Consider the following 26,733-nt stretch of genomic DNA (forward strand, 5'->3'; position numbering starts at 1 on the left):
GGTGTAAAAGGGTAATTTTCAGCGATATCTGGTTATGAATATTAAATTGGTTATTTTGTCTATAAACAAAAGAAAATTTTGGTTAAGTGTATTTATTTTTACAAGATTTTGATGGTGATGAGTAGATGGATATATTCCTAATTTTATAAAGGGAAACTTTAAAATGTTATTTAAGTTTTTTGTCAATTGTTTGCGATAAAAAAATGTAGAGTGTGTGAAAATCCCATTTTTATTTGGAATGAAATGGTTTTCCGGGAAAATTTTGTTTGTTCATATAGTTATAAAAGGAATAAAAAAAAGTCAATTTTTTTTAGAAAAATTTTTATGCTCATAAGTTCCTGTTAATCAGTGTGTTGATTCTTTGTTTTTCAGTGTTAGGGATTTGTTAAGAAATCTTAAAATTTTTTTTTCACATAACGATTTCTACTTTGTGTGAAAATCAAATCAACCGCATATGAAGAAAAGTATACAATTGACCCTCTTGCTATGCCTGTTTTTGCAATTTTCTTTTGCGCAGACGGCATCAGTAAAAGGGACGGTTACTTCAGCTGATAGTGGAGAACCAGTCCCCGGTGTAAGTATTCTTGTTAAAGGTACCTCTAAAGGTACAGTAACAGACTTAGATGGCATGTACTCGTTGGAGTTACCTGCAGGTGGAGAAGTATTGATCTTCTCTTTTATTGGAATGAGCAGCCAAGAGGTGGCAATCGGCGGACGTTCGGTCGTGGATGTAGCCATGGCCTCCAACGCGGAGGAGTTATCTGAGGTGGTGGTGACCGCCTTAGGTATAGAAAGGGAAGAAAGATCATTAGGTTATTCTGTACAAGAAGTGAAGGGTGATGAGGTAAGCAAGGCCAAAGAGTCCAGCTTTATCAGTTCCCTTTCCGGTAAGGTAGCCGGTCTTAGCATTAAGAAGAGTAACTCCATTGGAGGTTCTGTTAATGCTGTGATCAGGGGATCTAACTCTTTTACAGGAAATAACCAGGCGTTGTTTGTTGTGGACGGTGTGCCGATCAGTAACTCCAATATCAATACCACCGATCAGTCCACCAACAGAGGAGGATACGATTACGGTAACGCAGCTTCTGATATTGATCCGGAAACCATCGAATCCATCTCCGTATTGAAAGGTGCTACTGCCGCGGCTCTTTACGGCTCTGATGCTGTGAATGGTGTGATCATGATCACTACCAAGAAGGGGTCTAAAAAGAAAAAAGGCTTAGGTGTTTCATTGAGTCATTCGACCAACTTCAGTATGGTTGATAAAAGTACTTTCCCTAAGTACCAGAATAAATACGGACAAGGTTATGGCCCTTATTACGGTGAGACCGGCGGGTTTTACGATGAGGATGTCAACGGTGATGGTGTGGCAGACTTGGAGGTTCCGGCAGGTGAAGATGCTTCTTTCGGGGCGGCATTTGACGAGAACCTGATGGTTTATGGCTGGGAGTCTTTTTATCCTGAACTGGATACTTACCTTACTCCTTCTCCTTGGGTGGCTGCTAAAAACGGTCCGGATTATATCTTCCGAACCGGTGTTGGCAATATCACCAATGTGGGTCTTACTGGAGCAAATGAAGATGGTTCTGTTAGATTTGGATATACCAATGATGATAGATCTGGTATCCTTCCAAACAGTAATGTTAAAAGAAATATCGTTGACATTCATGCCAATTATAATTTCAGTGATAGATTAAGTGTAGACGGAAAAGCCACTTATACCCGAGTAGAAGGTAGAGGTAGATATGGTACAGGGTATGATGGCAAAAACGTACTTCAGGGCATGCGTCAGTGGTTCGGTGCCAATGTGGACCTGAAGGCACAGGAGTCAGCTTATATGCAGACGGGTAAAAACATTACCTGGAACCCCCTAAGCTCAGGAAATACCGCTCCGCATTACTTTGATAACCCTTATTGGACGCTGTATGAAAACTATCAGACCGATAGAAGAAACAGGTTCTTCGGTAAGTTCCAGGTGAATTATGAGCTGACCGATTGGTTAAAGGCCATGGCAAGGTTTGGTATCGATTCTTATTCTGACCTTCAGGAAGAGCGAATGGCGATAGGAAGCTTGGACCAATCTGAGTATTCCAAATTCCAAAGGACGTTTGAGCAGTACAACAGTGATTTTATCCTTTCATTTGACAAAAACCTCAATGAGTCCTTGTCCTTGACTGGTTTGTTGGGCTTCAATGTCAGAAACACTAAGGTGATCTGGACCAGAGCCACTACCAACGGTGGATTGGTTAATCCAGGAATCTATTCTTTGGGCAACTCGGTAAATGCCTTGGAGCCACCAACAGAGCATGATTCACACCACAGAAAGTATGGATATTATGGTCAGGTGACCTTGGGTTATATGGATATGCTCTACCTGGACATGACAGGAAGGGTTGACCGTTCGTCTACCTTGCCTTCTGGAAATAACAGCTATTTCTATCCTTCAGTGGCAGGTAGTTTTGTTTTCAGTGAGCTGATTGAAAGCTCTGTGCTAAGTTTTGGTAAGCTGAGAATGGGTTATGCGAGTGTTCGTGGTGATGCAGCGCCTTACAGTGTGCTGAATACCTTCAGTGCCTCTACTCCTTTTGACGGTGTGCCGATGTTCTATACGCCGGATACCTATAATAACCCAGGATTATTGCCCGAAAAAACCAACGAAATGGAGTTGGGTGTGGAGCTTAATTTCCTGAACAGCCGTGTGGGAGCTGATGTATCCGTTTACAAGAAAAACACCATTGACCAGATTGTTCCTGCGGAGATTTCTTCCGCGACCGGCTTCAACTTTAAGTATGTGAATGCCGGTGAAATGGAGAACAAAGGGGTGGAAGCAAGCGTTTACGGTGTGCCGGTGAAAACTCAGGACTTCTCTTGGAGAGTCAATGTAAACTGGGCCAAAAACGTCAACAAAGTAGTTTCCCTGTATGAAGGAGGAGAAAACCTGTTGATCTATTCCGCATGGTCTACTGCCATCAATGCAAGAAAAGGCCAGCCTTATGGTACCATCACAGGAACTGACTACGTATATGACGAGGCCACAGGCCAAAAGGTAGTAGGTTCTGATGGTAAATACCTTAGAACAGATGATACCAATATCATTATCGGTAACATTCAGCCTGACTGGATCGGTGGTATCAACAACACCTTCAACTATAAAGGATTGTCTTTCAGTTTCCTTATCGACATGCAGAAGGGTGGAGACATCATCAGTTATGACATGGGCTTTGGTGGAGCGACAGGTTTGTATGAAGAGACAGCAGCATTGAACGAGCTGGGTAATCCAATGAGAGATCCGGTTACCAATGATGAAAATTCCGGTGGAATTATTCTTCCCGGGGTAAAAGCAGACGGTACGCCAAACGATATCCGTGCAAATGCAGGTAATTACCTGACTCCATTAGGTTATTATGGTGGATCTAGAGAAACCGGTACCTATGCTCCTGATGCAGCCTTGGTATACGATGCTACTTTCGTGAAGCTTAGAGAGGTAAGCTTAATGTATGACCTTCCTTCCCATTTGTTTAATAATGTGTTTGTAAACAAAGTTTCGGTAGGTGGTTTCGGAAGAAACCTTTGGATCATCCACAAAAACCTTCCTTACTCAGATCCTGAATACAGTGCCAGTTCTGGGAACTATCAAGGTATCCAAAATGGTGCCTTGCCAGCAACGAGGGAATTCGGTTTCAATGTAAATGTTCAATTCTAAACAGAGGTTCACAATGAAAAAGTCAATATATATAATAGCAGTTGTAGCGGCGGGGCTTTTTTCATCTTGTGATGAAAACCTGGCCGATTTAAACATCGATCCAAAGAATCCTATTGAGGTCAAGCCAGAGCTTTTGTTTACCTATGGCCAATATAATCTGGTAAACCAGATGGTAAACATAGATTATAACCACAATGTGGATCGTATGTGGGCCAATTATTTGACCCAGACCACCTATATCCAAGAGTCCAGCTATGATGCGGCCAACAGGGATATCGGAGGTAGTCTTTGGGATAATATCTATACCGAGACATTGTATGAGTTAAAACAGGCCAAAGAACTCTTGCTTAGCGAAGAGGTGGCTGATCCTGCACTCGTTCCTGTGAGAAATAACCAAGTGGCGATGATCAGGGTAATGGAGGTGTATGCTTATCAGTATTTGGTAGACAATTTTGGTAGCATTCCTTTCAGTGAAGCCTTGGATGTCGATAATGTAACCCCGGCCTATGACGAGGGAGACTATGTGTATGCGGCTATATCGGACAGCTTGCAGGTAGCGATTGATGATTTTGATGTGAGTGCGGCCGGTTTCAGCGCTTCTTCCGATATCCTTTATGGCGGAGATATTGCAGCTTGGAAAAAGTTTGCCAATTCCATCAAATTGAAGATAGGCCTTCGATTGGTAGATGCACAACCTACTGTAGCAGCTGATATGATCACTGAGGCGGTTGCTTCAGGGGTGTTTGAGTCCAATGCGGACAATGCTGTATATCAATTCAGCAGCTCTCAGCCTTATACCAATCCTATCTATGACTATTTTAAAGTAGATAGCAGGGCATCCGACTTTGTGGTTACCCAGTTCTTTATTGATATGTTGGAAGAAAGAAACGATCCAAGAATGGATAAGTACTTCGACGACAATATTGAAGATGGTTATAAAGGAGGTGAGTATGGTGCATCTGGAAACGCTTATGCCCAGTTGACCCACATCAACCCGGCCTTGGTGGAGGCTACTTTCCCAGGTACACTTTTGGATTATTCCTTTGTGGCTTTTGGCCTGGCCGAAGCTGTGGAAAGAGGAATAGTGGCTGGAAGTGCAGCCGGATATTATGAAGATGGTGTAAGAGCTTCTTTTGAGACATGGGGATTGGCTGATAGCCAGGCAACCCTATACCTTGCCCAGCCTTCTGTGAATTATCTGACCGCTCCTGGAGATTACAAGCAGAAAATCGGTACACAAAAATACATTGCCCTTTATAACCAAGGGCATGAAGCTTGGACGGAAGCCAGAAGATTGGATTATCCGCAGTTGCTGACAGCGGCTTCAAATGGTACGCCAAATCCTAAGCGATTGATTTATCCAACCAATGAGCCTTTGATCAATACTACCAACTACGATGCAGCAAGCAGCGTTCTTGGTGGAGACGAAACCTCATCGGCCTTGTTCTGGGATATAGATTAATACCTTTATATACTTTGGAGTTTAATGAAATGCTGCCCACAGTTTGGGCAGCATTTTTTTTGGGTACAACGACAAAGCTTCAGCAGGATTAATTTTATAATTTCCTCTCTTTTTTATGTGGCTTGACAGATTATAGCTAACTTGTAACGTTTTTCAAAACAAGTTTGACAAAAGCCCGTTTCCATAAATAACACCCCATTAAAGACCTGAATCTATTGATAATGAGTGGGCATGGAGCTAGCGGGGCAGGTCAAATTTCACCAATACCCTTATACAGTTATATTTATGAGAGATAAAGAGGCTATAGATTACGAGTTGGAGAAAAATTTGGAGGTCATCAGTCAATTGGACAGTTTAGTTGGTGAGACTGTTGACAACGTGTTGGTCAATCCTGACGAATGTTGGCAGCCAACTGACTTCCTTCCTGATATGTCACAGGCCGATGCCTTTGACGAAGTAAAAAAATTGCAGGAGAGGGCGGCAGGAATTCCGGATACGATAATTACCTCTTTGATCGGTAATATGATTACCGAGGAAGCGCTGCCGAGCTATCAGACCTATTTTAATCTTTTGGAGGGGATCAACCCTGAAGGCAGTCTTTTGGCTGAAAGAGGATGGGTAAGATGGTCCAAAGCGTGGACGGCTGAGGAAAATCGTCACGGAGACTTGTTGAACAAGTATCTCTACCTTTCCGGTCGTGCAGATATGAAAAAGGTGGAACAGACCATTCATCGACTAATTTATAATGGTTTTGATCCAAAGTCTGAAAAAGATCCTTATCAGGCGATTATATACACCTCTTTTCAGGAGAGAGCCACCAAGGTCAGCCATGTCAATACAGGTAAGCTTGCAGAGAAGGCAGGTGATACCGTTTTGGCTAGGATTTGCAAGACCATCGCGGGGGACGAAGCAAGGCACGAGAAGGCTTATAAGTCATTTATGACCAAGATCTTTGAAATTGATCCGAATGGAGCAATGCTGGCTTTTGAAAAAATGATGCGGAAGCAGATTGTCATGCCGGCTGCCCTGATGGGGACTGGAGGCAAGAATCCTACGCTTTTTGATCAGTTTTCAGCTATTACCCAAAAGATCGGTGTTTACACCGGATGGGATTATGCCAGGATCATTGAGCATTTGGTAAAACTTTGGAAGATCGAGGAGGTCACCGGGCTTGAAGGTGCAGCCGCCAAAGCACAGGAGTACCTGGCCGGGCTTTCCGATAGGTACATGCGATTGGCAGATAGGATGAAAACACCAGATGAGATCAGTTTAGCCTGGTTGAAATAAAGAAAATTATATCTTAAGAGAAAATGAAGGAAGCAGGATGTTCTGCTTCTTTTTTTTGTTCAATATTGAATGATGAATGGCGAATACTGAGTGAGGAATCGTCAGGTAAAGGGCTTGGTATATAACCTAATAACTCAATAACCAATTCCTAATAACGATAAACTGACCGGTTTTTTTGGGCTTTGAAAGTAAAAATAAGAGGCCTTAAAAAGTAAGAATTAAAATGGCCTCCTCAGATTTCGTTAAACACTTAAAGTTAAGTGGAAAAAGTTGCTTAATCACCCAAGACAAATGTAGGCCATATTCGATTCTTAAAAAATACCCTATATGGGGTATTTTTTAAGAATCGCTGTTTCATTTAGTTAAAAGAGGTTTTTGGATTAAAAAATATGTGTTTTGAATCTTTTTTTGTGGTTATTTTTCTGAGGAGAGGGCGATTTTTAATTGAAAATAAGAATATCTGTCCCCAAAATGCTTCTTTAGAGGTTTGAGAAACTTGCCTTCCTGACGGCGGAAGGCCAGCTTAATATTCAGCAGATCATCCTTTGAGAGAAAAGTTTCCGCATCAATCTTTCCAAGTTTTACCAACTTTTCCAAGTGTCCCTCGATGGTAGCGATATTCATTTCCCGAACATTGGCTATTTTGAAAATGTTGAGACCTTCCCGATGGTATTTTAGGGTAATCAGCTCAGTCTTGGAAATCCCCTCAGTGCTGGGTTTTGTCGCTTTGGTGAGGCTTAGTTTTTTTCGGGGAGCCAAGTCATGGGCCTTGCTGTAATCCACAATGAGTTGGAGGAAGGGCTTACCGTAAGTGCTTGATTTTACTTTTCCCACACCGGAAATCTGGAGAAACTCCTGTTGTTTTTGGGGAAGATAGGTGGCCATTTCCACGAGACTGGCATCCGAAAATATAACATAAGGAGGTACGTTTTCTTTTTGGGCCAGTTGAAAGCGCAATTCCTTCAATTGTTCAAAAAGGGCTTCTTCATAAGCCTCTTTTCCTTTGGTCGGGCTGAGGGAACTGTTCATGCTGACGAAAAACTTTTCTTTGCCCTTCAGCTTGGACCAGGCCGAAGTAGTGAGCTTTAGCGTGGGAAATTGGGTGCCGGCTTCAGCGAGGTATCCCTCTTGGATCAGTTGTTCTCCCAGATTTTTCCAAAAATCTTCCGGTTTGTCCTTGCCGATACCATAGACGGATAAGGAAGTGTGGCTTTCTTGGATCTTGCTGGACTTGGAGCCCTTCAGGACCATCACCGCATAGCCAAGGCCAAAAGACTCCTTTAACCTTACAATGGTAGAAAGGAGCATTTGGGTAGGGATGGTGACATCCTGTTTGTTCCCCTTATTAAAACAGATGTCACAGTTTCCACATTCCTCCGTTTGTTGTTCCCCGAAATAGCCCAACAAAAAGCTTCTTCTACAGGCCGTTGATTGGCAGAAGTTTTTCATTTTGGTCAGTTTAGTCAGCATGATATCCGTGTATTCAGGGTTATCAGCATTCTCCACCATCCTTTGCAAGGTCATAAAGTCCCCGTAACTGTAAAACATCAGGGCTTCACTTGGCAAGCCGTCCCGTCCAGCACGGCCGGTTTCTTGATAGTAGCCTTCAATGTTCTGAGGCATGTTCATATGGACCACAAAGCGTACATTTGACTTGTCTATGCCCATTCCAAAAGCAATCGTGGCCACCATGATTTTGACTTCATCCTTGATGAATTTTTCCTGGTTGGCAGCCCTGGTTTCCCGGTTGAGCCCTGCATGGTAGGGCAGCACAGATAAGCCGGCCTTTGAGAGTTTTTCTGCAGTTTCCTCTACATTTTTTCTCGAGAGGCAGTAGATGATGCCCGAATTTTTCTGTTGGTATTCCAAAAATTCCAACAGCTTGTCAAACGAATTGCGTTTTGGGGCTATTCGGTAAGTGATATTGGTCCTGTCAAAACTCGAAATAAACCATTTGGGGTGGAGGAGGGATAGTTTTTCCGAAATATCCGCCCTTGTTTGCCTGTCTGCTGTAGCGGTCAAGGCAATAAAAGGAACCGAAGGAAACTCCTGCCTTAGCCGGCCTATCTGTAAGTAATCCGGACGGAAATCGTGTCCCCACTGGGATACACAGTGGGCTTCATCCACTGCCACCATGGCAAGCTTTACTTTCCGAAGCAGTTCGGTCAATGGCACTGTTCCGCCAAAGAGCCTTTCTGGGGCCACATATAGGAGCTTTAATTTCCCCGATAGGATTTCCTGGGTGATAAACCGTTGTTCGCTGGTGCTTTGGGTGGAGTTGAGGAAGGCAGAAGGAATACCGTTGGCGTTGAGGGCATCCACCTGATCTTTCATCAGGGCTATAAGGGGCGAGATTACCAGGGTAATGCCTTCTTTGACCATGGCAGGCACCTGATAGCAAATGGATTTGCCACCCCCGGTGGGCATGAGCACGATAGTGTCCTGTCCATTAAGGATATTTTGGATGATAGCTTCCTGCTGTCCTCTAAAAGTGTCGTATCCATAAAAGTTTTTGAGTACTTGCTTTGGGCTGATCATATGGCTTCCTTAAAAGGGTTGAAGCCTGCAAAGTTACTCAACTTTTATCCATCTGTAAAATTTCAGACAGTTTCTGGGCAATTGTCAGCGATTGATGAGCTTGATACGGTCGATTTGATTGCCTTGCTTGATTTCTAAGATCAGTAGGCCTTTTGGAGCTTTATTGATTAACGCACTCAGGTCGATATTATCTGAAGAAGGGATGGTATCTGTGATGACCCATGACAACTGCCCGGGAATATAAAGTTTTAAGGTGATCCTTTCCGCGGAACTCCCTCTAGGGGCTGATGAACGTGTCAAAGTCAGTTGTGATCCATTTGTAGGATTGGGGAAGGCAGTCCACAGATCATTGCTGTGACCTGTCAATTGAAGTGAGATCACCTCACTATATTGTTTAGAGCCGTCTAAACTGACCTGGATTAACCGATAATAGATTCTGGAGGAAGGACGGAAAGCACCAGGGTCAAAAAAAGTATAGGTGGTTGCTGCTTCCGTAAATCCTATAGCCTTAAGGGAACCTATTTCTTCGAATTGATCTATGGTATTTATAGCCCTTTCTAATATAAAGTGACTACTTTCCCATTCCTTGGCAGTCGTCCAGCTGATCTTTGGTTGTTTCTTTTGTGGGTTAAACTCAACCTTAAGATCCAGCAAAAGCACGGGTAAGGTCCTGCAATTTCCTTCCTCAAATTTTCCGTTATTGAGCTCGTTCTTTTTGACTTTATTACTGAAGGTATGGCAGGTATACACGGTGGCATCGTCTGCAGTGACCTGCGCGCCGCTGCCGTTGGTGACCATTACTCCTCCTATGTCAATGATGCTTTCTCCATCAGCATCTCCCCCGGCTTCATAAACATCTCCTGTGAAGGTAAGTGTGGAGTTTCCGTTCATTTCTAAGGTTCCATCCAGTTCGGACGCACGCACATCCGCATCTTCAGTTACGACAAAGGCCAGGTGGGAATTTCCCCTGATCTTAACAGAGAAGGAGTAAAATATGCCGTCTACATCAATGGTGGCCCGATCTCCAATGCTGTTGGATGGGGTGTGGGCCTCTGTGGTTCCTGAAATGTCCATTCCTGCGTGTTGATCTATCGATAACATGGATTTTCCTCTCATAAAAATGTCCTTAGCGGTAACAAAACTGGTTACCGCTTCTTCCTCCAATAAGTCGCTGGGCCCAATGATGTTCACTGTATCCGAATTATTGATGGTCATTGTAGCGCCAATGTTTAACGCTGTGTTTCTCCCCTCCAAGGAGATAGCGACATTCGCGTCATTATCGAAAACCAAATTCCCAGAGATGTCGAAGGTTGAATTGTCTGCAATTATTAAGGTGGAAAAACCGCCTCCTAATGTGATGTTCCCTGTATAGCTGAGATCGCCATTTATGGTGATACTTGATTCACAGGTCGATGAAGTTATGGTGTTAGGAGGGTAGGTGTTGGATGTGGTGCAGTTGGTGTCGGTAATGTCCCAGCAGTCAGGATCATTCCACTGTCCACTACAGTTTGTATTTGTCCTGGTGTATGTGTAGGCTTGCCCAAAACAGTCTCTTTCATTGATGAAAATCAATGTGAAAATGATAAAAACGGTATAAAGAGAATGGACTTTATACATGTTAATTGGAGGGTGATCAACATGATAAAGATAGGGTTTGAAATTTTATTTTGCAAAAATATTAAATTACGATTTATTATTCTGTTTTAAGGCTTGAAAATTGAAGTTGACGTTCGAGAAAATGTAGTTGATCTGAAGGGTTAAAGCTACGGCCAATCAAGTCGGATTGCCGGTTGACCTTAAAGTTTGATTTAGTTCTGGTCACTGCCTTGTTTCTGGCTTCAGATAATCAGTTTCTTTTTATTTATTGCTGTATTCAAACAGCTTCCTCTTCTCTTCTTTTGAAAGGCTGTCATAGCCTTTTTCAGCAATTTTGTCCAGGATTTTGTCGATTTCCTCTTGGGTGGTGGTACCGCCGCTTTTCCTGTCTTCTTTTTTGAGCGGTTCACTTCTGTAAGGGGTGTTTTTCTTTCGGTAAGTGACCTTGACATTGGGCCTGGTAGAAAACAGCTTTTCGAAAAACTGACCGACTGCCTGCACTGGCTTTCCCAAATCGGTTCCTTTGCGGAGTAAGGTCACATAAAAGTATCCCAAGGCAGCACCTCCCAGGTGGGCCAGTTCCCCGCCTGCGTTGCTGCCTGTGCTGTTGGCAAAGGCAATGACCACATAAAATATGGCGATATACTTGATTCGAACCGGTCCCAGTAATAACAAATGGAAGGTTGTGTTGGGGCTAAGGGTAGCCGCTCCCACCACAATGGCGTATACCCCAGCGCTCGCCCCTAGCATCAGGGCTATGTCCCTTTGGTCCCTGAAAAAAGGAGCAAAATTATACATCAGGACATACAGGAATGCACCGGCTATACCGCCGAGGATATACAGGTTGGCCAGTTTCCTGCTTCCCAGGTATTCCTGAACCAACAAGCCGAACCAGTAGAGGAAGAGCATGTTGAACAGGATGTGGAAAATCCCTTCGTGAAGGAACATATAGGTGAGTATGGACCAGGGCTGTGTGAAAATCCTTTCTACAGCCGCGGGCATCATCAGGTAGGAGATGACGGACTTATAGAGTTCACTGCCCCCACCAATGGTGAGGAACACCCTTAGAATCAGAAAAGCTGCAAAGACCAGGATGTTGATCGCCAGGATCTTATAAAGGCTGTTGTCTTTGTGATTAAATGCGTTTTTTAAGTAATACCAGAATCCTCCGTACATGATCAGTAAAAGCTAGTTCTGTTTTTTTTCCAGAAAGTTACCAAAATCGCCCCTATTATTAAACCACTTAGGTGGGCAAAATGTGCCACATTGTCCAATGGATTGTTCATCAAGACACTATAGACCGTATAAAGTCCATAGAAAAGTACCAGGTATTTGGCTTTTATGGGCATGGGGGGGAAAAGCAGGAAAAGCTGTGTGTTCGGAAATAACATGCCAAAGGCGATCAGTACCCCGAAAAGTGCTCCTGAGGCACCAACCATGGGGATATTGGCCTTGGTTTCCCTGACATATTTCATGCTGTCCTCCGCACGTTTAATATAGGTTTCATTTTCCGGGTTCCGGCTGAATTCAGTGATGAAATCGTAGATGCCTGAATTAAACATGTACTTGTTTTCAGAAACAAATTTGTTGAATACCTCAGGGTCGGGCTCATTCAGGAAGGATTCCACCTGATTGTCCAGGTGGTTCATCTGATAAGCGGTGTATCCCGAATAGAGCACTCCAGAGCCAATGCCGCAAACCATCCATAAGGTGAGGACCTTTTTGGGGCCCAGAAACTGCTCCAGCAAGGGACCGAAGATAAACAGACCGAACATATTGCTGAAAAGGTGCCAGAAGTCTGCATGCATGAACATGTAGGTCAGAAACTGGAAGGGCATAAACTTGCGACTTTCAATATAATAGAGGGCAAACCAAGCCTGCAGCTCCGGTAAAATGAAGCTGGCGATGACATGCATCCCTATGGTGATCAGTAACAGGTTTTTGACAACAGGTGTTAATGCTCTAAACATAAGTTATTTTTCAAAAAAGCTTTGTATTTTACTTAAATCAAGTTTGATAAAGGTTCTGTTTCCCGAAAGCCCATAATTGGGGTTTTGGCAGGCGAAAAGCTGTCCTACAATGGTTTCCATCTCCTGTCGGCTCAATCTGTCTCCTTTCTTGATGGAAGATCTTTTTGCCAAGGACCTGGCGAGGTTTTCTTTATTGTCCAGGGAAAGTTCTGATTTGAAATGCTTGAACTGTTCCAAAAAACCTTCAAACAGGGCTTTTTCATTGTTGATCTGTACATCTGCCGGGACTCCTTTGATCAATAGGGTATGTTTTCCGAATTCTTCTACTACAAAACCCAAATTATTCAACTCATCCTTTAAGTCCATCACAAGGGCAAAGTCTGCCGGACTCAACGAAACATTTTGAGGGAAAAGGCACTGCTGAGAAGCCCCGCTGGAGTTTTTTACCTGCTTCAGGTACCGCTCGTACAGGATCCTTTCATGGCTGGCCTGCTGATCCAATAAAAGAAGGCCGGCGCCTAGCTGAGCCACAATATAATTCATTTCTACTTGAAAAGTAGTTCCCGCATTGGTTTCTTCTTTGGGGAATGGTGGTGGAGCGGGGATGTGTGTTACCTCCTCCTCTTCCATCTCCTCGTTGGCTTTGCTGGAGAAGGTTAGCATTTCCGTGGGGGCTGACTGGGACTCTTGGCTGATATCCCTTTTGAAAGCAGGCGTGGGGGAAGTCTCAGGACTGTCTTCAAATAGCTTTTCCCATCCTGTGGAGCTTTGCTTCTTGAAGGTGGGGCTGCTGAAGGATTTATAGCTGTTTTCGCGGCTGACTTCCTCTTTTTTTGCTTCATCTCGGCCCCAGCTTTCAGCGAAATTCACGTCCAAACTGAAATCAAGGGTGGGGACCACATTATGGGCTCCCAGGGCTTGTTTTACTCCTGCCCGGACGACTGAATAGATTGTCCGTTCATCATCAAACTTAATTTCAGTTTTGGTGGGGTGGACATTGATATCGATATGGGTGGGGTCGATTTCCAGAAACAGCACATAAAAAGGATGTTGGTCAGAGGACATCAGCCCATCATAGGCATTGTTCACCGCATGGTTGAGGTAGTTGCTTTTGATGAAGCGGTTGTTGACAAAGAAATATTGCTCTCCTCGGGATTTTTTGGCATTTTCCGGTTTGCCCACATACCCTTTGATTTTGACATGCGGGGTGTCCTCTTCACAGGTGACCAGTTGTCCCTGATAGTTTTTGCCAAAAACACTGACGATACGCTGGCTCAGCTTGCTGGGGTTTAGTTTGAAGAGTTCCATGTCATTGTGCACCAGGCTGAAGCCTATCTCGGGATAGGAAAGTGCTACGCGCTGGAATTCTTCCACAATATGCCTCAATTCGACCGGGTTGGACTTGAGGAAGTTCCTTCTGGCCGGAACATTGAAAAAGAGGTTTTTTACGGCAATGGAGGTCCCCGGGGTGGTGACCACTGGTTCCTGTTTTTTCACCTCCGAGCCCTCAATGCAGATCAGGGTGCCCAGTTCATCGTCAGCCTTACGGGTTTTCATTTCCACCTGGGCTACCGCCGCAATAGAAGCCATGGCCTCTCCCCGAAAGCCGAAGGTTTTGATGGAGAAAAGGTCGTCGGAATTCCTGATCTTGGAAGTGGCGTGGCGCTCAAAGCTCATCCTGGCGTCCGTCAGGCTCATGCCTTTTCCGTTATCTATCACTTGGATGAGGTTTTTCCCCGCCTCTTTGATCAGTACTTTGATGTCCGTGGCCCCCGCATCGATGGAATTTTCCAATAATTCTTTTAGGGCCGAAGATGGCCGCTGTACTACTTCCCCTGCTGCTATTTGGTTGGCAATAGCATCAGGGAGAAGTTGTATTATATCACTCATTTCCCTTTGCCTTTTAATCTTAAAAAGAATAACACTGATGCAATTCCTATTCCTATATACAACAAAATATATAAGGCATCCGCCCCCCAATAGAGATAACCGCTGATGGTGCCCACCAAAACGAGTAAAATCAGCAGCCTGAGCATGCCGGCACTGGAAAAAAGGTCTGCGGGTTTGTTCCTGATCGGGCTTCCCTGGGTAAAGGCTCCCCGGATAGAAGAATCATGGTTCCGCTGATACGCTTTTTTAAGGTCTTTTTCAGATGGGATGATTCCGTCAGCTTCCAGTTGGTGCTTGATCCGGGCGGTACGTTGCTCGATTTCTTCTTTGACGGGATCATAGTGCCGAGGCTTGATGTCAAAGCGCATAGGCCGGGCAGTTCTGAATATTGACGGAAATTTCATGGTGAACATTGATTCAGTTATACTTTGTATACGTTAATAAACATAACGTAAGTTCTGCTTATCATTAATTTAATGACAGATGCATGAATTTTATGTAAGTTTGATGTTTCCCCTGCCTCGGCAGAGAAGTATACAAAGTTATTTCAAATTTTAAGCAATAAAAATTAAACATTCGCATGTATCAAAAAGTTTGGTTAGTGGTTTTGGTTCTGGTGTTGCAGTTCACATGGGTGTTTGGCGCGCTTCCTCCAGAGGGGCCTAAGGATCCATTTAGGATGGAAAACCCCAGGGCGCAAAACCGATGGGTGGACAGTGTTTTTAACAGCCTATCTTTTGAAGAAAGGCTCGGGCAGCTTTTTATGGTCGCTGCCTACTCCAACCGGGGCCAGGAACACAGGGAGGCCATTTCCAAGCTGATTGAAGAGGAAAGTCTTGGCGGCCTTATATTTTTTCAGGGAGGCCCGGTCAGGCAGGCCAATCTCACCAACCATTATCAGTCCATCACCAAAACCCCCTTGTTTATTGCCATGGATGCGGAATGGGGGGTAAGCATGCGGCTGGACAGTGTGTTGCGATTTCCCAAGCAGATGACTTTGGGGGCCATCGAAGACGAGGAGCTGATCTATAAAATGGGAAAGGAAATAGCCAGGCAGTTTAAAACCCTTGGGATGCACATCAATTTTGCCCCGGTGGTGGATGTCAACGCCAATCCGGATAATCCGGTGATCGGCTACAGGGCTTTTGGTGAACAAAAGGAAAATGTAGCCAGGAAATCCATGGCCTATATGAAGGGCTTGCAGGAAAATGGGATAATTGCCAATGCCAAGCACTTTCCCGGTCATGGCGACACCGATGCTGATTCCCATTATACTACTCCGGTGATCAATAATACCAGGGAGTATATCGAAAAAATAGACCTTTACCCGTACCGGAAGCTTATAGAGGAAAACCTGATGAGCGTAATGGTGGCCCATCTGCATACACCGAGCCTGGGGACTTCGGCGACCATGCCCACTACCCTGACCAGGGAAGTGGTGACTGGCCTGCTTAGGGAGGAACTGGGATTTAACGGGCTGGTATTTACAGACGCCTTAAATATGAGGGGAGTGAGCAGCTTGCACCAGCCGGGTGAGGTGGATTTGCTGGCCTTGTTGGCTGGAAACGATATTCTATTGTATGCTGAGGATGTGCCCAGGTCCAAAAAACTGATTTTGGAAGCAGTGGCTGAGGGAAAGATAAGCAAAGAAGAAATCGACCAAAAGGTCAGAAAAATCCTGCGGGCAAAATATTGGGCGGGCCTTAATAAAAAACAGCGTGTGGATACCCGGAACCTGGTTGAAAAAATCAGTACCCATCAGAGTGATGCGCTTATTGAAGAGCTTTATGCTGCTTCCGTAACGGTGACCACCAACAGTGGAGATTTTTTACCCATAAAGAACCAGGATTTATTGAAAATGGCTTCCATTACCCTTGGTGAAGGGGGAGAGGTTTTTCAAAAATACCTGAGTAAGTACGGGGATTTCAAGCATTTTAGGCTTGCCCGAAACAGCAGTAGCGATAATTACAGGGCCTTGGAGCAAAACCTGGAAGAGTACAATACCGTGGTGGTCGGTGTAATGGGGGTGAGCAACAGTCCCCGAAGGGGATTTGGGATCAGGGAGAGCGACATGTTCTTTATTAAGAACCTCAGTAAAAAATACAATGTCATTACCGTACTTTTTGGAAATGCCTATGCCGCCAAATTTATGGAAGGCTTGCCCCATCTCCTTCTTGCATATGAGGAGAACGAATATACGGAAAGGTTGGCGCCGCAGGTCATTTTTGGGGCACGGCCTTCAAGCGGTAAACTGCCAGCAACGGTAAACGACGAACTTAAGGCAGGTGTGTCAAAGTCTCTTGAGGCGATAGACAGGTTGGGCTATGGTAGGCCTGAAACGGAAGGGATGGACAGCAGAGTTCTTGACCAGATCGACCAGGTAGTGGAACGTGCAATAAAAAGCCGGGCAACTCCCGGAGCCTGTGTGCTGGTGGCGAAAAATGGTAAAATTGTTTTTGAGCGGGCATATGGTCACTTGGATTATAGCCGTACAAAAGAGGTGACCACGGAAACCATTTATGACCTGGCTTCCATCACCAAGGTGATGGCCACCACTCAGGCGGTCATGTTTTTGAGCAGCCGGGGTTTGATAGATATGGACCGGAAAGTCAGCGCGTATCTTCCAGAATTGATCGGTACGAACAAGGAGAATTTGAGGATTAAGGAAGTGATGATGCATGAAGCCGGCCTGAGGCCTTGGATTCCTTTTTATACCAGAACCATTGAAGCGGGTAAATGGAACACTGAATTTTACAGGAGTCAGCCAGGTCAAGGGTATAGCCTCCAGGTGGCGGAGGGGATGTATGCCATGGATGCCCTGCCGGATAGTGTTTGGAAATGGACGATTGAATCGGATTTACGCGTTAAACCTGCCGGTAAGGCGAGATATGATTATAAATATTCTGATTTGGGCATGTACATCATGCACAGGCTTGTAGAAAAGGTGGTGAACCAGCCTATGAACGAGTTTTTGGAGCATAACTTTTATCAGCCACTGGGGGTTTACGACCTTACCTACCTTCCGGTAGAGAAATTTGAGCTTGAAAGGATTGCTCCTACAGAAAATGACCGTGTATTTCGGCAGGGCTTGATACGGGGCTATGTCCATGATCCCGTGGCGGCCATGTTTGGAGGGGTGGCAGGCCATGCAGGGCTTTTCGGGACTGCCCATGATCTGGCAGTGATGATGCAGATGATGTTGCAAAAGGGGCAATATGGTCGTGTGAACCTAATAGATCCAAAAACCGTAAAAGAGTTTACCAAGCGACAATCTGCCGAAAGCAGAAGGGCTTGGGGCTGGGACAAGCCAGAGCCTGAAGAGAATAAGGGCGGGCCGGCCGGGAAACTGGCATCCAAAAACAGCTTTGGGCATACCGGATTTACCGGGACTGCGGTTTGGGCAGATCCGGAGGAAGAGTTGATTTACGTTTTCCTGTCCAACCGGGTGTACCCCAATGCAAGTAACAATTCCCTTCTCCGTGACAATGTCAGGACAGATATTCATGACATCATCTATCAGTCCTTACGGTATTCGGGAAAAAAATATGCCCATAATGAACAAAATTAAAAGGGGCAGGGTTATAGCATTTACAATTGAAAAAGCGCCTTTTTAAGTAATAAAGACATGAGAATCGGAATCGTCTGTTATCCCACGTTTGGAGGGAGTGGTGTGGTGGCCACAGAATTAGGGAAGGCCTTGGCCAAAGAAGGTCACGAGGTGCATTTTATTACTTATAGGCAGCCCACAAGGTTGGATTTCTTCAGCGAGAACCTATTTTACCACGAAGTGGATATAAAGAGCTATCCCCTGTTCGAGTTTGCTCCCTACGAGCTGGCATTGGCCAGCAAGATGGTGAATGTAGTCAAATACGAAAAGTTGGACCTGCTGCATGTGCATTATGCCATTCCACATGCTTCGGCGGCTTATATGGCAAAGCAGATTTTGAAAAGTGAAGGAATTGAGATTCCTGTGGTGACCACCCTTCATGGTACGGATATTACCCTTGTGGGAAAAGATCCCAGCTACGAGCCTGTGGTCACGTTTAGCATCAATGAATCAGATGGGGTGACGGCGGTTTCGGAGGATTTGAAGCGGTCCACCTACGAGCACTTCAATGTGAAAAACGGGATCGAGGTGATTCCCAACTTTATCGACTTGGACCGTTTCAAAAGACAAAAGAAAGAACATTTTAAAAGAGCCATCTGTCCCAATGATGAAAAGCTGTTGGTCCACACCTCCAATTTTAGGAAAGTAAAAAGGGTGGAAGATGTCATCCAGATATTTTACGAGGTAAGAAAGGTGGTGCCCTCCAAGCTGCTGCTGGTAGGGGATGGTCCGGAGCGGGATAAGATGGAGCGGATTTGCAGGGAGCTCGGTGTCTGTGAGGATACTCGGTTTTTGGGTAAGCTGGAAGCCGTGGAAGAGGTGCTTTCTGTAGCCGATCTGTTTATTATTCCTTCTGAGAAAGAAAGCTTTGGCCTTGCCGCCCTTGAAGCCATGGCTTGCGAAGTGCCTGTGCTATCTTCCAATGCGGGAGGTATCCCTGAGCTGAACCTGGATGGGATCACCGGTTTTGCCTGTGATGTGGGGGATATCAAGGGGATGACCGAAAAGGCCCTGCATATACTTTCTGATGAGAATCTGGCCGGCTTCAAGAAAAGGGCGCTTGCCCGGGCCAAGGAGTTTGATGTGTCCAATATCCTGCCCAGGTATGAAGCGTTTTACAAAAAGACCATTGGCAAGACCCTTACCGTTTCAAAATAACTGAATAAAGTCATTATTTCCTCTAATCAATACTCCTTTTCAAATCTATGCATTAAATTTGCGGTGGCTAGAATCCAAAGGTTTAGTTGTTTGTTTTAAGTTCCTGATTTGCAGCGTTATGCTGGTGGTTGGGTAAGAATATAAAGATTGAATTCACATGAAAAAAATTGGAAGGCTTGACAGGCCGGATAATAATGGCTCGGCCCAGATGTTCCAAAATCCCGTTTTGGAAAAAATGTCAAGAACACACATCAGTATACCGATAATCATGTTTATCGTGATTGGAGCGGTTGCCTTTTATAATGGTGTGACGGCCACGGAAATCCCGTTTATTGCAGGTCTGGGGTATTTGCTGCTGGGGTTGCTAGCCTTTACCCTGGTGGAATATTTAATGCACAAATACTTCTTCCACATGATCCCCAATACCAAGCTCAAGGATAAGTTGCAGTATTCGGTACACGGGGTGCATCATGATTATCCAAAAGATAAGGACAGGCTGGCGATGCCTCCTTTTATCAGTGGCTTATATGCCTGTATCTTTTATTTTGTGTTTACATTTTTGATGGGGGATTATGCGCTCTATTTCTTGCCAGGGTTTCTTATTGGCTATTCCTTGTACCTTGGCGTTCATTATGCGGTGCACGCCTATCAGCCGCCGAAGAACTTCTTGAAAATATTGTGGGTAAACCACGCCATCCATCATTATAAAGATCCAGACGTGGCCTTTGGGGTGAGTTCCCCCTTGTGGGACCTGATTTTAGGGACCATGCCCAAAAAGGACCGTTAGCAAAACAAGCCTTCCTTAACATGCTTAAGGGAGGTTTTTTTATGTCCAAATCAAAGATTAACAAAAAAATAGAGGTGGAATGAAAATAGGTATAATCGGGTTAGGCTGGCTGGGGAAGCCTTTGGCAAAACTTCTCATGGAAAAAGGACATCAGGTATGTGGAAGTACCACTTCACTGACCAAATGTGAGCAGCTTCAGAAAGAGGAGGGGGTGGACAGCGCTTTTTTGAAACTTTCTCCTTATCCCGAAGGCAAAGATTTTAACCGACTGTTTGATGTAGACCTTTTGGTGATCAATGTGCCGCCAAAGCGTCGTTGGCAGGGGGATAGCTTTCATCCGGAGCAGGTGAAGTTTCTCAAAGGATTGATGCAGCGGGGTAGCGTAAAACAGGTCATCTATATAAGTGCGACTTCCGTTTACCCTGATGTAAACCGAATAGTGGACGAGTCTGAGGGCTTGAATAAGGAGAACTGTCCTAATTTGGCCCTTTATGATGGGGAACAGCTGCTTTGGAAGGACAGAGAATATGATCTTACCGTCATCCGATTCGGAGGCTTGATGGGGGAAGAGCGGATACCGGGTAAATACTTTTCAGGAAAAGAAGGGGTATGCGGGGATGTACCAGTGAACTATATCCATCAAATAGATGCGGTCAGGATGATCGAATATATTATTGATAAGGGGCTTTGGAATGAAACGTTTAATGGTGTCAGTCCTCTTCATCCAGAGAAAGGGGCCGTTTATGAGAAAAATGCGAAGAGCTTGGGGATTGCTCCTCCTTCGAGCTATGCGGAAAGGGGGAAGCATACATGGAAGCAGGTTTCCTCGGCAAAGATTCTGTCCAAAGGATTTACTTTTGTATATAATGACCCTTTAATGTTTGATTATACAGGATTTTAAGTAAATTTTAAGAAAAAGTAATTATTTGGGGCCTGTGAAGGCCCTTTTTTATCCGATGGTTACCAAAACTCCTTCTAAAATCGGGGGTATGCCAAATTATAATCCATTCAAATACATGTTTATCCAATTAAAATTTCGGTGGTATTTTTTAAATGTGCTGATAATCAGTTTAATTTGTGTAAACGAATAAGCGGTTTTATAAAAAATACATAAGTATCTATATTTGGGGATCGAAATTAACTAATCATGGACAAATATTCATACATTTCCAATGCCCATGTAGCCTACATCGATGAGCTATATGAAGATTACAAAAAAGACCCAGAATCGATAGAACCAAGTTGGAAGACCTTTTTTGATGGCTTTGATTTTGCCATTACCAAATTTGGTGAGGACGAACAAGGAGGGGCCGCCCAGGTAGGGGCGAGTGCTTCTACTGCTTCCAACGGAGCCTTGGCTACGCGCGGTACCATCATGGACATGGAGCAGTTGCCCAAGGAGATCAAGGTGCGGGCGCTTATTCATGCTTACCGCTCCAGAGCCCACCTAAGATCCAAAACCAACCCGGTCAGAGAAAGAAGGGACCGTAAGGCCCTTATCGACCTTGGTGATTTTGGTCTCAGCGAGGCTGATCTGGGCACGGAATTTCAGGCAGGCAATGAAATTGGGATTGGTAATGCCAAGTTGAGTAAGATCGTTGATTCGCTTAAGAAGATATATGAGGGGGCGATGGGTTTTGAGTACCTGTACATCAGGGATCCGGAGATGCTGGATTGGCTCAAAAACAAAATTGAGAAGGAGGCCTTGACCTTTGATCCGCCGGATGAGGAGAAAAAAAGAATATTGTCCAAGCTGAATGAAGCGGTAGTTTTTGAAAACTTTTTGCATACCAAGTATCTGGGTCAGAAAAGGTTCTCGTTGGAAGGCGGGGAAAGTACGATCCCGTTTTTGGATGCAGTGATCAATAAAGGAGCTGATTTAGGGGCTGAGGAAGTGATGATCGGCATGGCTCACCGAGGAAGGCTGAATGTCCTGGCCAATGTCATGGGCAAGACCTACGAGCAGATTTTCTCTGAATTTGAGGGGACTGCCAAGCCGGATTTGACCATGGGAGATGGGGATGTGAAATATCATATGGGATTTTCCAGTGAAATTACCACCCCCAACGCCAAAAAGGTAAACCTTAAACTTGCGCCGAACCCTTCGCATTTGGAGGCAGTAAATCCAGTAGTGGAAGGCTTTGTACGGGCAAAAATTGACCATCAGTATGAAGGCGATAAGGATAAGGTCATCCCGATTTTGATCCATGGTGATGCTGCTGTGGCAGGTCAGGGCATTGTGTATGAAGTTACGCAGATGGCCAATCTTAAAGGATACAATACAGGGGGGACCATTCACTTTGTGATCAACAACCAGGTAGGCTTTACTACTGATTTTGATGATGCAAGGAGCTCCATTTACTGTACCGATGTGGCCAAGATCATTGATGCACCGGTGATACATGTCAACGGAGATGATCCCGAGGCCGTTGTTTTTGCCGCTAAATTGGCCGTTGAATTCAGGCAGAAATACAACCAGGACATTTTTATTGACATGGTTTGCTACCGTCGTCACGGACATAATGAGTCTGATGAACCGAAGTTCACACAGCCTGAATTGTATAATTTGATTTCCAAGCACCCTAATCCTAGGGAGATTTATAATAAAGAGCTTTTAGAAAGGGGAGATGTGGATGCAAAACTGGCCAAGCAAATGGACAAGGAGTTCCGTAAGCTTCTCCAGGATCGTCTGAATATGGTGAAGGAAAAGCCCTTGCCTTATAATTTCTCTCCTTTTGAGCAGGCATGGAAAGAATTGAGGAAATCCAAGCCGGAGGACTTTGAGAAATCCCCTGATACTTATATCTCGGAAGGAGCCATTGAAAAAGTGGCTGAAGCGTTGACGACCTTGCCGAAAGGGTTTAAGCCGATCAAACAAATCGAAGCCCAAATGAAGCAGCGTAAGGACATGTTCTACAGTTCTAAGTCGCTTAACTGGGCTGCTGCTGAGCTGCTGGCCTACGGGTCATTGCTGTTGGAAGGGAAGACCGTTAGGCTGACCGGGCAGGATTGTCGCAGAGGAACTTTCTCCCACCGTCATGCCGTGCTGCATGATGCGAGTACCAATAAATCCTACAACTCTCTGAGGGAAATGAAGGACAGCAAGGGGCAGTTTCACATTTATAATTCCCTGTTGTCCGAGTACGCTGTGCTGGGATTTGAATATGGCTATGCAATGGCCAATCCGGACGCTTTGACCATTTGGGAGGCGCAGTTCGGGGATTTTGCCAACGGTGCACAGACCATGATTGACCAGTTTATCAGTTCCGGAGAGTCCAAGTGGCAAAAAATGAACGGGATTGTGATGTTGTTGCCGCATGGATATGAAGGACAGGGGCCGGAGCATTCCAATGCCCGTCCGGAGAGGTTTTTGCAACTATCTGCAGAGTACAATATGGTGGTGGCCAATATTACAGAGCCTTCAAATTTCTTCCATATGTTGAGAAGACAATTGACCTGGGAATTTAGAAAGCCATGTATCGTGATGTCTCCGAAGTCCTTGCTCAGGCATCCGAAGGTCATGTCACCGATTGAGGAGTTTACCCAAGGCGGTTTCCGAGAAGTACTGACGGATACCACGGTAAAAGCCAAGGACGTATCCAGGGTAGTGCTGTGTTCGGGTAAGATTTATTATGATTTGATCGAGGCGCGTGAAAAAGAGAAGGTAAAAGACGTGGCTGTCGTAAGGGTAGAACAGCTTCATCCGTTACCTAAAAACCAGATTCTGGAGATAGTGGGATCTTTTGGCAAAGACAAGGAAGTGGTTTGGGTACAGGAAGAACCCGAAAACATGGGGTACTGGACCTATATGATGAGGGCCCTGTTCAGAGACTTCCCTATGGATGTGATTGCACGTAAGGCCAGTGCTTCTCCGGCTACAGGTTATTTTAAGGTGCATGCGGAAGAGCAACAAAACATTATCAATAAAGCTTTAAAAATCAAGTAATCCCCCAGGCCACTGTCTTTCGGGGCAGGGCCGTGTTTGGGTTTAATTTTATTATTTTCAACCAATAATCAGAAATTAGCCTTGAACCGATAGGTTTGGGGGATAAAACAAAAAGCCATGAGTTTAGAAATCAAAGTCCCTGCAGTTGGGGAATCCATAACCGAAGTAACCATAGGTCAATGGTTTAAAAATACCGGAGATTATGTCGAGATGGACGAGGTAATCTGCGAACTGGAATCTGATAAAGCCACTTTTGAGTTGACCGCTGAGTCTTCCGGTGTGCTCACCACCAAAGCAGAGGCAGGGGATACTTTAGAAATAGGAGCCGTAATATGCGAGATTGATACCAATGCCTCCGAAGGTGATGCTGCTCCTGCAGAAAAAGCAGAAAGTAAGCCGGCAGCAGAAAAATCTACTTCCAATGGTGGCGGAAAGACCGGTGAGGTGAAGGAGATGGTGGTCCCTACGGTAGGAGAGTCAATCACAGAGGTGACTTTGGCCTCTTGGTTGAAAGAGGAGGGCGATTTTGTGGAGCTTGATGAGATTATTGCAGAAGTGGATTCCGATAAAGCCACCTTTGAGCTTCCTGCTGAAGCTCAGGGGATTTTGAGGCGAGTGGCCGAGGAGGGAGATACCCTGGAAATCGGTGGTTTGATCTGTAAAATTGAAATAGTAGAGGGAGATGCTCCTGTAGCGGCCTCCAGTGAAGCTTCAGCCGAGACAGCATCTGCATCCTCCGGCAATGGCAGCTATGCGGCAGGACATGCTTCTCCGGCAGCAGCGAAGATATTGGCCGAAAAGGGTATAGATGCCAAAGAGGTAAAAGGTACCGGCAAAGACGGCAGGATCACGAAGGAGGATGCAGAAAAGGCGCAGAAGACTGCTCCTAAGCCTGCTGCGGCCCAGCCTGCCAAAGCAGAAAGCAAGGAGAAAGCTCCAGAAGCGCCCAAAGTGGCTGGCGCCAGAGAAAGCAGGAGAGAGAAAATGTCTTCCTTGAGAAAGACCATCTCCAAGCGGCTTGTTGCGGCCAAAAATGAAACGGCAATGCTTACCACTTTCAATGAGGTAAACATGAAGCCAATCATGGACCTTAGAAAGCAATACAAGGAGATGTTCAAAGAGAAGCACAATGTAAACCTTGGTTTCATGTCCTTCTTTACCAAGGCTTGTTGTGTGGCATTACAGGAATGGCCTGCCGTAAATGCGCAAATTGATGGAAACGAGATCGTATATAATGATTTTTGTGATGTCTCCATTGCCGTTTCTGCTCCAAAAGGCCTAGTGGTGCCGGTGATCAGAAACGCGGAAGCACTTTCTTTTGATCAGGTGGAGAAAGAAGTGGTGAGGTTGGCTACTAAGGCCAGGGACGGTAAGCTGACCATCGATGAGATGACCGGTGGGACCTTTACCATTACCAATGGCGGTATTTTCGGGTCCATGATGTCCACTCCTATCATCAACCAGCCACAGTCTGCCATCTTGGGCATGCACAATATTGTGGAGAGGCCGATGGCCGTAAACGGTGAGGTGAAGATCCTTCCGATGATGTACATCGCCCTATCTTATGACCACAGGATCATCGATGGAAGAGAGTCTGTTAGCTTCCTTGTCAGAGTGAAACAATTGCTTGAAGACCCTGCGAGATTATTGCTCGGAGTGTAACAAGTGAAGGGAGTAAGAGATATCAAGTACAAAGTATCAAGTACAAAGTACAAAGTATACAGTGTAAAGTGATTTGACAATCAGTGTTTTAATGCTGGATTGTCGGTAAAAGATTTGTTAAATTAATGAGGTAGGTAGATTGTTTATTCCTGCCTCATTAACCTAATTTTTAATTTAACTTACTTTTATTATGCACAGGTACAAAGAACTCCACGTTTGGAAAAAGTCCATTGATCTAGCTGTTGAAATTTATAGTGTCACCGAAAATCTTCCAAAGCAGGAAAAATTTGGTTTGATAAGTCAAATCAATAGGGCTGCGGTGTCCATTGCATCTAATATTGCTGAAGGGGCAGGGAGAAATAGTAAGGGTGAGTTTGATCAATTCTTAGGGTACTCGTTGGGCTCCGCTTTTGAATTGGATACTCAATTAATAATTAGCAACAGACTGCAGTACATTGATGATCGGATGTTTATGAAGGTGTCACAGGATTTGGAGGCTATTCATAACATGATCTATGGACTAAAACAAAGTTTAAAAAGATAATTAAATATACCTGGTACATTGTACAACATACTTTGTACTATGTTCAAAACAAACCATCATGAAATACGACTTAATTGTTATAGGATCCGGACCGGGAGGCTATGTGGCTGCGATCAGAGGGGCTCAGCTCGGTATGAAAACGGCTATCATTGAAAAATATTCCACTTTGGGCGGGACTTGTCTAAACGTAGGCTGTATTCCGTCAAAAGCATTGTTGGATTCATCTGAACATTACCATAATGCTGAACATACTTTTAAGGCCCATGGAATAGAACTGAAGGACCTGAAAGTGAACCTGAAGCAAATGATCACAAGAAAGGATGACGTGGTCAAGCAAAATGTGGACGGGATCCAGTATTTAATGAAAAAGAATAAGATCGATGTTCATCATGGATTAGGGTCTTTTGTCGATAAGAATACCGTAAAAGTAACCAAAGAAGACGGTAAGTCTGAAGAGATTACCGGTAAGAACATCATCATTGCCACAGGTTCCAAGCCTTCTTCTTTGCCTTTTATTGATATAGATAAAAAACGTATTATTACCTCTACTGAAGCCTTGAAGCTGAAGGAGATTCCAAAGCAC

17 protein-coding genes are annotated in these 26,733 nt (G+C 44.7%); 11 read left to right on the forward strand and 6 right to left on the reverse strand.

Translation table 11 applies throughout. From position 1 onward, the window contains the following. The first annotated feature begins 454 nt into the window (after positions 1-454). The 3 genes from ACYVAA_RS16730 (at position 455) to ACYVAA_RS16740 (ending at position 6,452) form a co-directional block, all read left to right on the forward strand. Positions 455-3,703, forward strand: coding sequence for a SusC/RagA family TonB-linked outer membrane protein (locus tag ACYVAA_RS16730; protein WP_460543854.1), 3,249 nt, complete (start codon positions 455-457; stop codon positions 3,701-3,703). A gap of 13 nt (positions 3,704-3,716) precedes the next feature. Next, positions 3,717-5,165: a RagB/SusD family nutrient uptake outer membrane protein gene (locus ACYVAA_RS16735; protein WP_460543857.1), complete on the forward strand. Its 1,449-nt coding sequence runs from the start codon at positions 3,717-3,719 to the stop codon at positions 5,163-5,165. Positions 5,166-5,450: 285 nt separating this feature from the next. After that, complete coding sequence (locus ACYVAA_RS16740; protein WP_460543859.1) at positions 5,451-6,452, forward strand: acyl-ACP desaturase; 1,002 nt, start codon at positions 5,451-5,453, stop codon at positions 6,450-6,452. A 414-nt stretch (positions 6,453-6,866) separates the two neighbouring features. On the opposite strand, the gene recQ is transcribed toward ACYVAA_RS16740, so the two are convergent. The 6 genes from recQ to ACYVAA_RS16770 all read right to left on the reverse strand — a co-directional run bounded on the left by recQ (position 6,867) and on the right by ACYVAA_RS16770 (position 14,850). Continuing rightward, positions 6,867-8,990, reverse strand: a complete 2,124-nt coding sequence (recQ, locus tag ACYVAA_RS16745) for a RecQ family ATP-dependent DNA helicase (protein ID WP_460543862.1) — start codon at positions 8,988-8,990, stop codon at positions 6,867-6,869. Positions 8,991-9,074: 84 nt separating this feature from the next. Continuing rightward, entirely contained in the window at positions 9,075-10,607 is a 1,533-nt protein-coding gene (locus ACYVAA_RS16750) for a hypothetical protein (protein WP_460543865.1), read from the reverse strand. 240 nt (positions 10,608-10,847) lie between these two features. Next, on the reverse strand, positions 10,848-11,762 hold the full coding sequence (locus tag ACYVAA_RS16755; protein WP_460543868.1) for a rhomboid family intramembrane serine protease: 915 nt from the start codon (positions 11,760-11,762) through the stop codon (positions 10,848-10,850). A gap of 2 nt (positions 11,763-11,764) precedes the next feature. Beyond that, on the reverse strand, positions 11,765-12,556 hold the full coding sequence (locus ACYVAA_RS16760; protein ID WP_460543871.1) for a rhomboid family intramembrane serine protease: 792 nt from the start codon (positions 12,554-12,556) through the stop codon (positions 11,765-11,767). A gap of 3 nt (positions 12,557-12,559) precedes the next feature. Next, on the reverse strand, positions 12,560-14,446 hold the full coding sequence (gene mutL, locus ACYVAA_RS16765) for a DNA mismatch repair endonuclease MutL (protein ID WP_460543874.1): 1,887 nt from the start codon (positions 14,444-14,446) through the stop codon (positions 12,560-12,562). Further along, on the reverse strand, positions 14,443-14,850 hold the full coding sequence (locus ACYVAA_RS16770) for a hypothetical protein (protein WP_460543877.1): 408 nt from the start codon (positions 14,848-14,850) through the stop codon (positions 14,443-14,445). The genes mutL and ACYVAA_RS16770 overlap by 4 nt, the downstream gene beginning before the upstream one ends. Before the next feature lie 176 nt (positions 14,851-15,026). Here ACYVAA_RS16770 and ACYVAA_RS16775 point away from each other — a divergent pair, with 176 nt between their 5' ends. The 8 genes from ACYVAA_RS16775 to ACYVAA_RS16810 all read left to right on the forward strand — a co-directional run. Continuing rightward, a complete protein-coding gene (locus ACYVAA_RS16775) occupies positions 15,027-18,014 on the forward strand; it encodes a glycoside hydrolase family 3 N-terminal domain-containing protein (protein ID WP_460543880.1) in 2,988 nt (995 codons plus the stop codon). Positions 18,015-18,071: 57 nt separating this feature from the next. Further along, a complete protein-coding gene (gene bshA, locus ACYVAA_RS16780) occupies positions 18,072-19,211 on the forward strand; it encodes an N-acetyl-alpha-D-glucosaminyl L-malate synthase BshA (RefSeq protein WP_460543882.1) in 1,140 nt (379 codons plus the stop codon). 157 nt (positions 19,212-19,368) lie between these two features. Beyond that, positions 19,369-19,998, forward strand: coding sequence for a sterol desaturase family protein (locus ACYVAA_RS16785; protein ID WP_460543884.1), 630 nt, complete (start codon positions 19,369-19,371; stop codon positions 19,996-19,998). A 79-nt stretch (positions 19,999-20,077) separates the two neighbouring features. After that, positions 20,078-20,899: a Rossmann-fold NAD(P)-binding domain-containing protein gene (locus ACYVAA_RS16790; protein WP_460543886.1), complete on the forward strand. Its 822-nt coding sequence runs from the start codon at positions 20,078-20,080 to the stop codon at positions 20,897-20,899. Positions 20,900-21,145: 246 nt separating this feature from the next. Further along, a complete protein-coding gene (locus ACYVAA_RS16795; protein ID WP_460543888.1) occupies positions 21,146-23,944 on the forward strand; it encodes a 2-oxoglutarate dehydrogenase family protein in 2,799 nt (932 codons plus the stop codon). 117 nt (positions 23,945-24,061) lie between these two features. Continuing rightward, on the forward strand, positions 24,062-25,606 hold the full coding sequence (odhB, locus tag ACYVAA_RS16800; protein WP_460543890.1) for a 2-oxoglutarate dehydrogenase complex dihydrolipoyllysine-residue succinyltransferase: 1,545 nt from the start codon (positions 24,062-24,064) through the stop codon (positions 25,604-25,606). Positions 25,607-25,796: 190 nt separating this feature from the next. Beyond that, positions 25,797-26,150, forward strand: coding sequence for a four helix bundle protein (locus ACYVAA_RS16805; protein WP_460543892.1), 354 nt, complete (start codon positions 25,797-25,799; stop codon positions 26,148-26,150). 58 nt (positions 26,151-26,208) lie between these two features. After that, on the forward strand, positions 26,209-26,733 hold a 525-nt coding region (locus tag ACYVAA_RS16810; protein ID WP_460543894.1), incomplete at its 3' end, for an FAD-dependent oxidoreductase.

It is taken from the genome of Echinicola sediminis (assembly GCF_054777495.1).

Excerpts from the sequence above, each read along its gene's own strand:
- ACYVAA_RS16730 (WP_460543854.1), top strand. The coding sequence starts at position 455 with ATGAAGAAAAGTATACAATTGACCCTCTTGCTATGCCTGTTTTTGCAA.
- ACYVAA_RS16735 (WP_460543857.1), top strand. The coding sequence starts at position 3,717 with ATGAAAAAGTCAATATATATAATAGCAGTTGTAGCGGCGGGGCTTTTT.
- ACYVAA_RS16740 (WP_460543859.1), top strand. The coding sequence starts at position 5,451 with ATGAGAGATAAAGAGGCTATAGATTACGAGTTGGAGAAAAATTTGGAG.
- recQ (WP_460543862.1), bottom strand. The coding sequence starts at position 8,990 with ATGATCAGCCCAAAGCAAGTACTCAAAAACTTTTATGGATACGACACT.
- ACYVAA_RS16750 (WP_460543865.1), bottom strand. The coding sequence starts at position 10,607 with ATGTATAAAGTCCATTCTCTTTATACCGTTTTTATCATTTTCACATTG.
- ACYVAA_RS16755 (WP_460543868.1), bottom strand. The coding sequence starts at position 11,762 with ATGTACGGAGGATTCTGGTATTACTTAAAAAACGCATTTAATCACAAA.
- ACYVAA_RS16760 (WP_460543871.1), bottom strand. The coding sequence starts at position 12,556 with ATGTTTAGAGCATTAACACCTGTTGTCAAAAACCTGTTACTGATCACC.
- mutL (WP_460543874.1), bottom strand. The coding sequence starts at position 14,446 with ATGAGTGATATAATACAACTTCTCCCTGATGCTATTGCCAACCAAATA.
- ACYVAA_RS16770 (WP_460543877.1), bottom strand. The coding sequence starts at position 14,850 with ATGAAATTTCCGTCAATATTCAGAACTGCCCGGCCTATGCGCTTTGAC.
- ACYVAA_RS16775 (WP_460543880.1), top strand. The coding sequence starts at position 15,027 with ATGTATCAAAAAGTTTGGTTAGTGGTTTTGGTTCTGGTGTTGCAGTTC.
- bshA (WP_460543882.1), top strand. The coding sequence starts at position 18,072 with ATGAGAATCGGAATCGTCTGTTATCCCACGTTTGGAGGGAGTGGTGTG.
- ACYVAA_RS16785 (WP_460543884.1), top strand. The coding sequence starts at position 19,369 with ATGAAAAAAATTGGAAGGCTTGACAGGCCGGATAATAATGGCTCGGCC.
- ACYVAA_RS16790 (WP_460543886.1), top strand. The coding sequence starts at position 20,078 with ATGAAAATAGGTATAATCGGGTTAGGCTGGCTGGGGAAGCCTTTGGCA.
- ACYVAA_RS16795 (WP_460543888.1), top strand. The coding sequence starts at position 21,146 with ATGGACAAATATTCATACATTTCCAATGCCCATGTAGCCTACATCGAT.
- odhB (WP_460543890.1), top strand. The coding sequence starts at position 24,062 with ATGAGTTTAGAAATCAAAGTCCCTGCAGTTGGGGAATCCATAACCGAA.
- ACYVAA_RS16805 (WP_460543892.1), top strand. The coding sequence starts at position 25,797 with ATGCACAGGTACAAAGAACTCCACGTTTGGAAAAAGTCCATTGATCTA.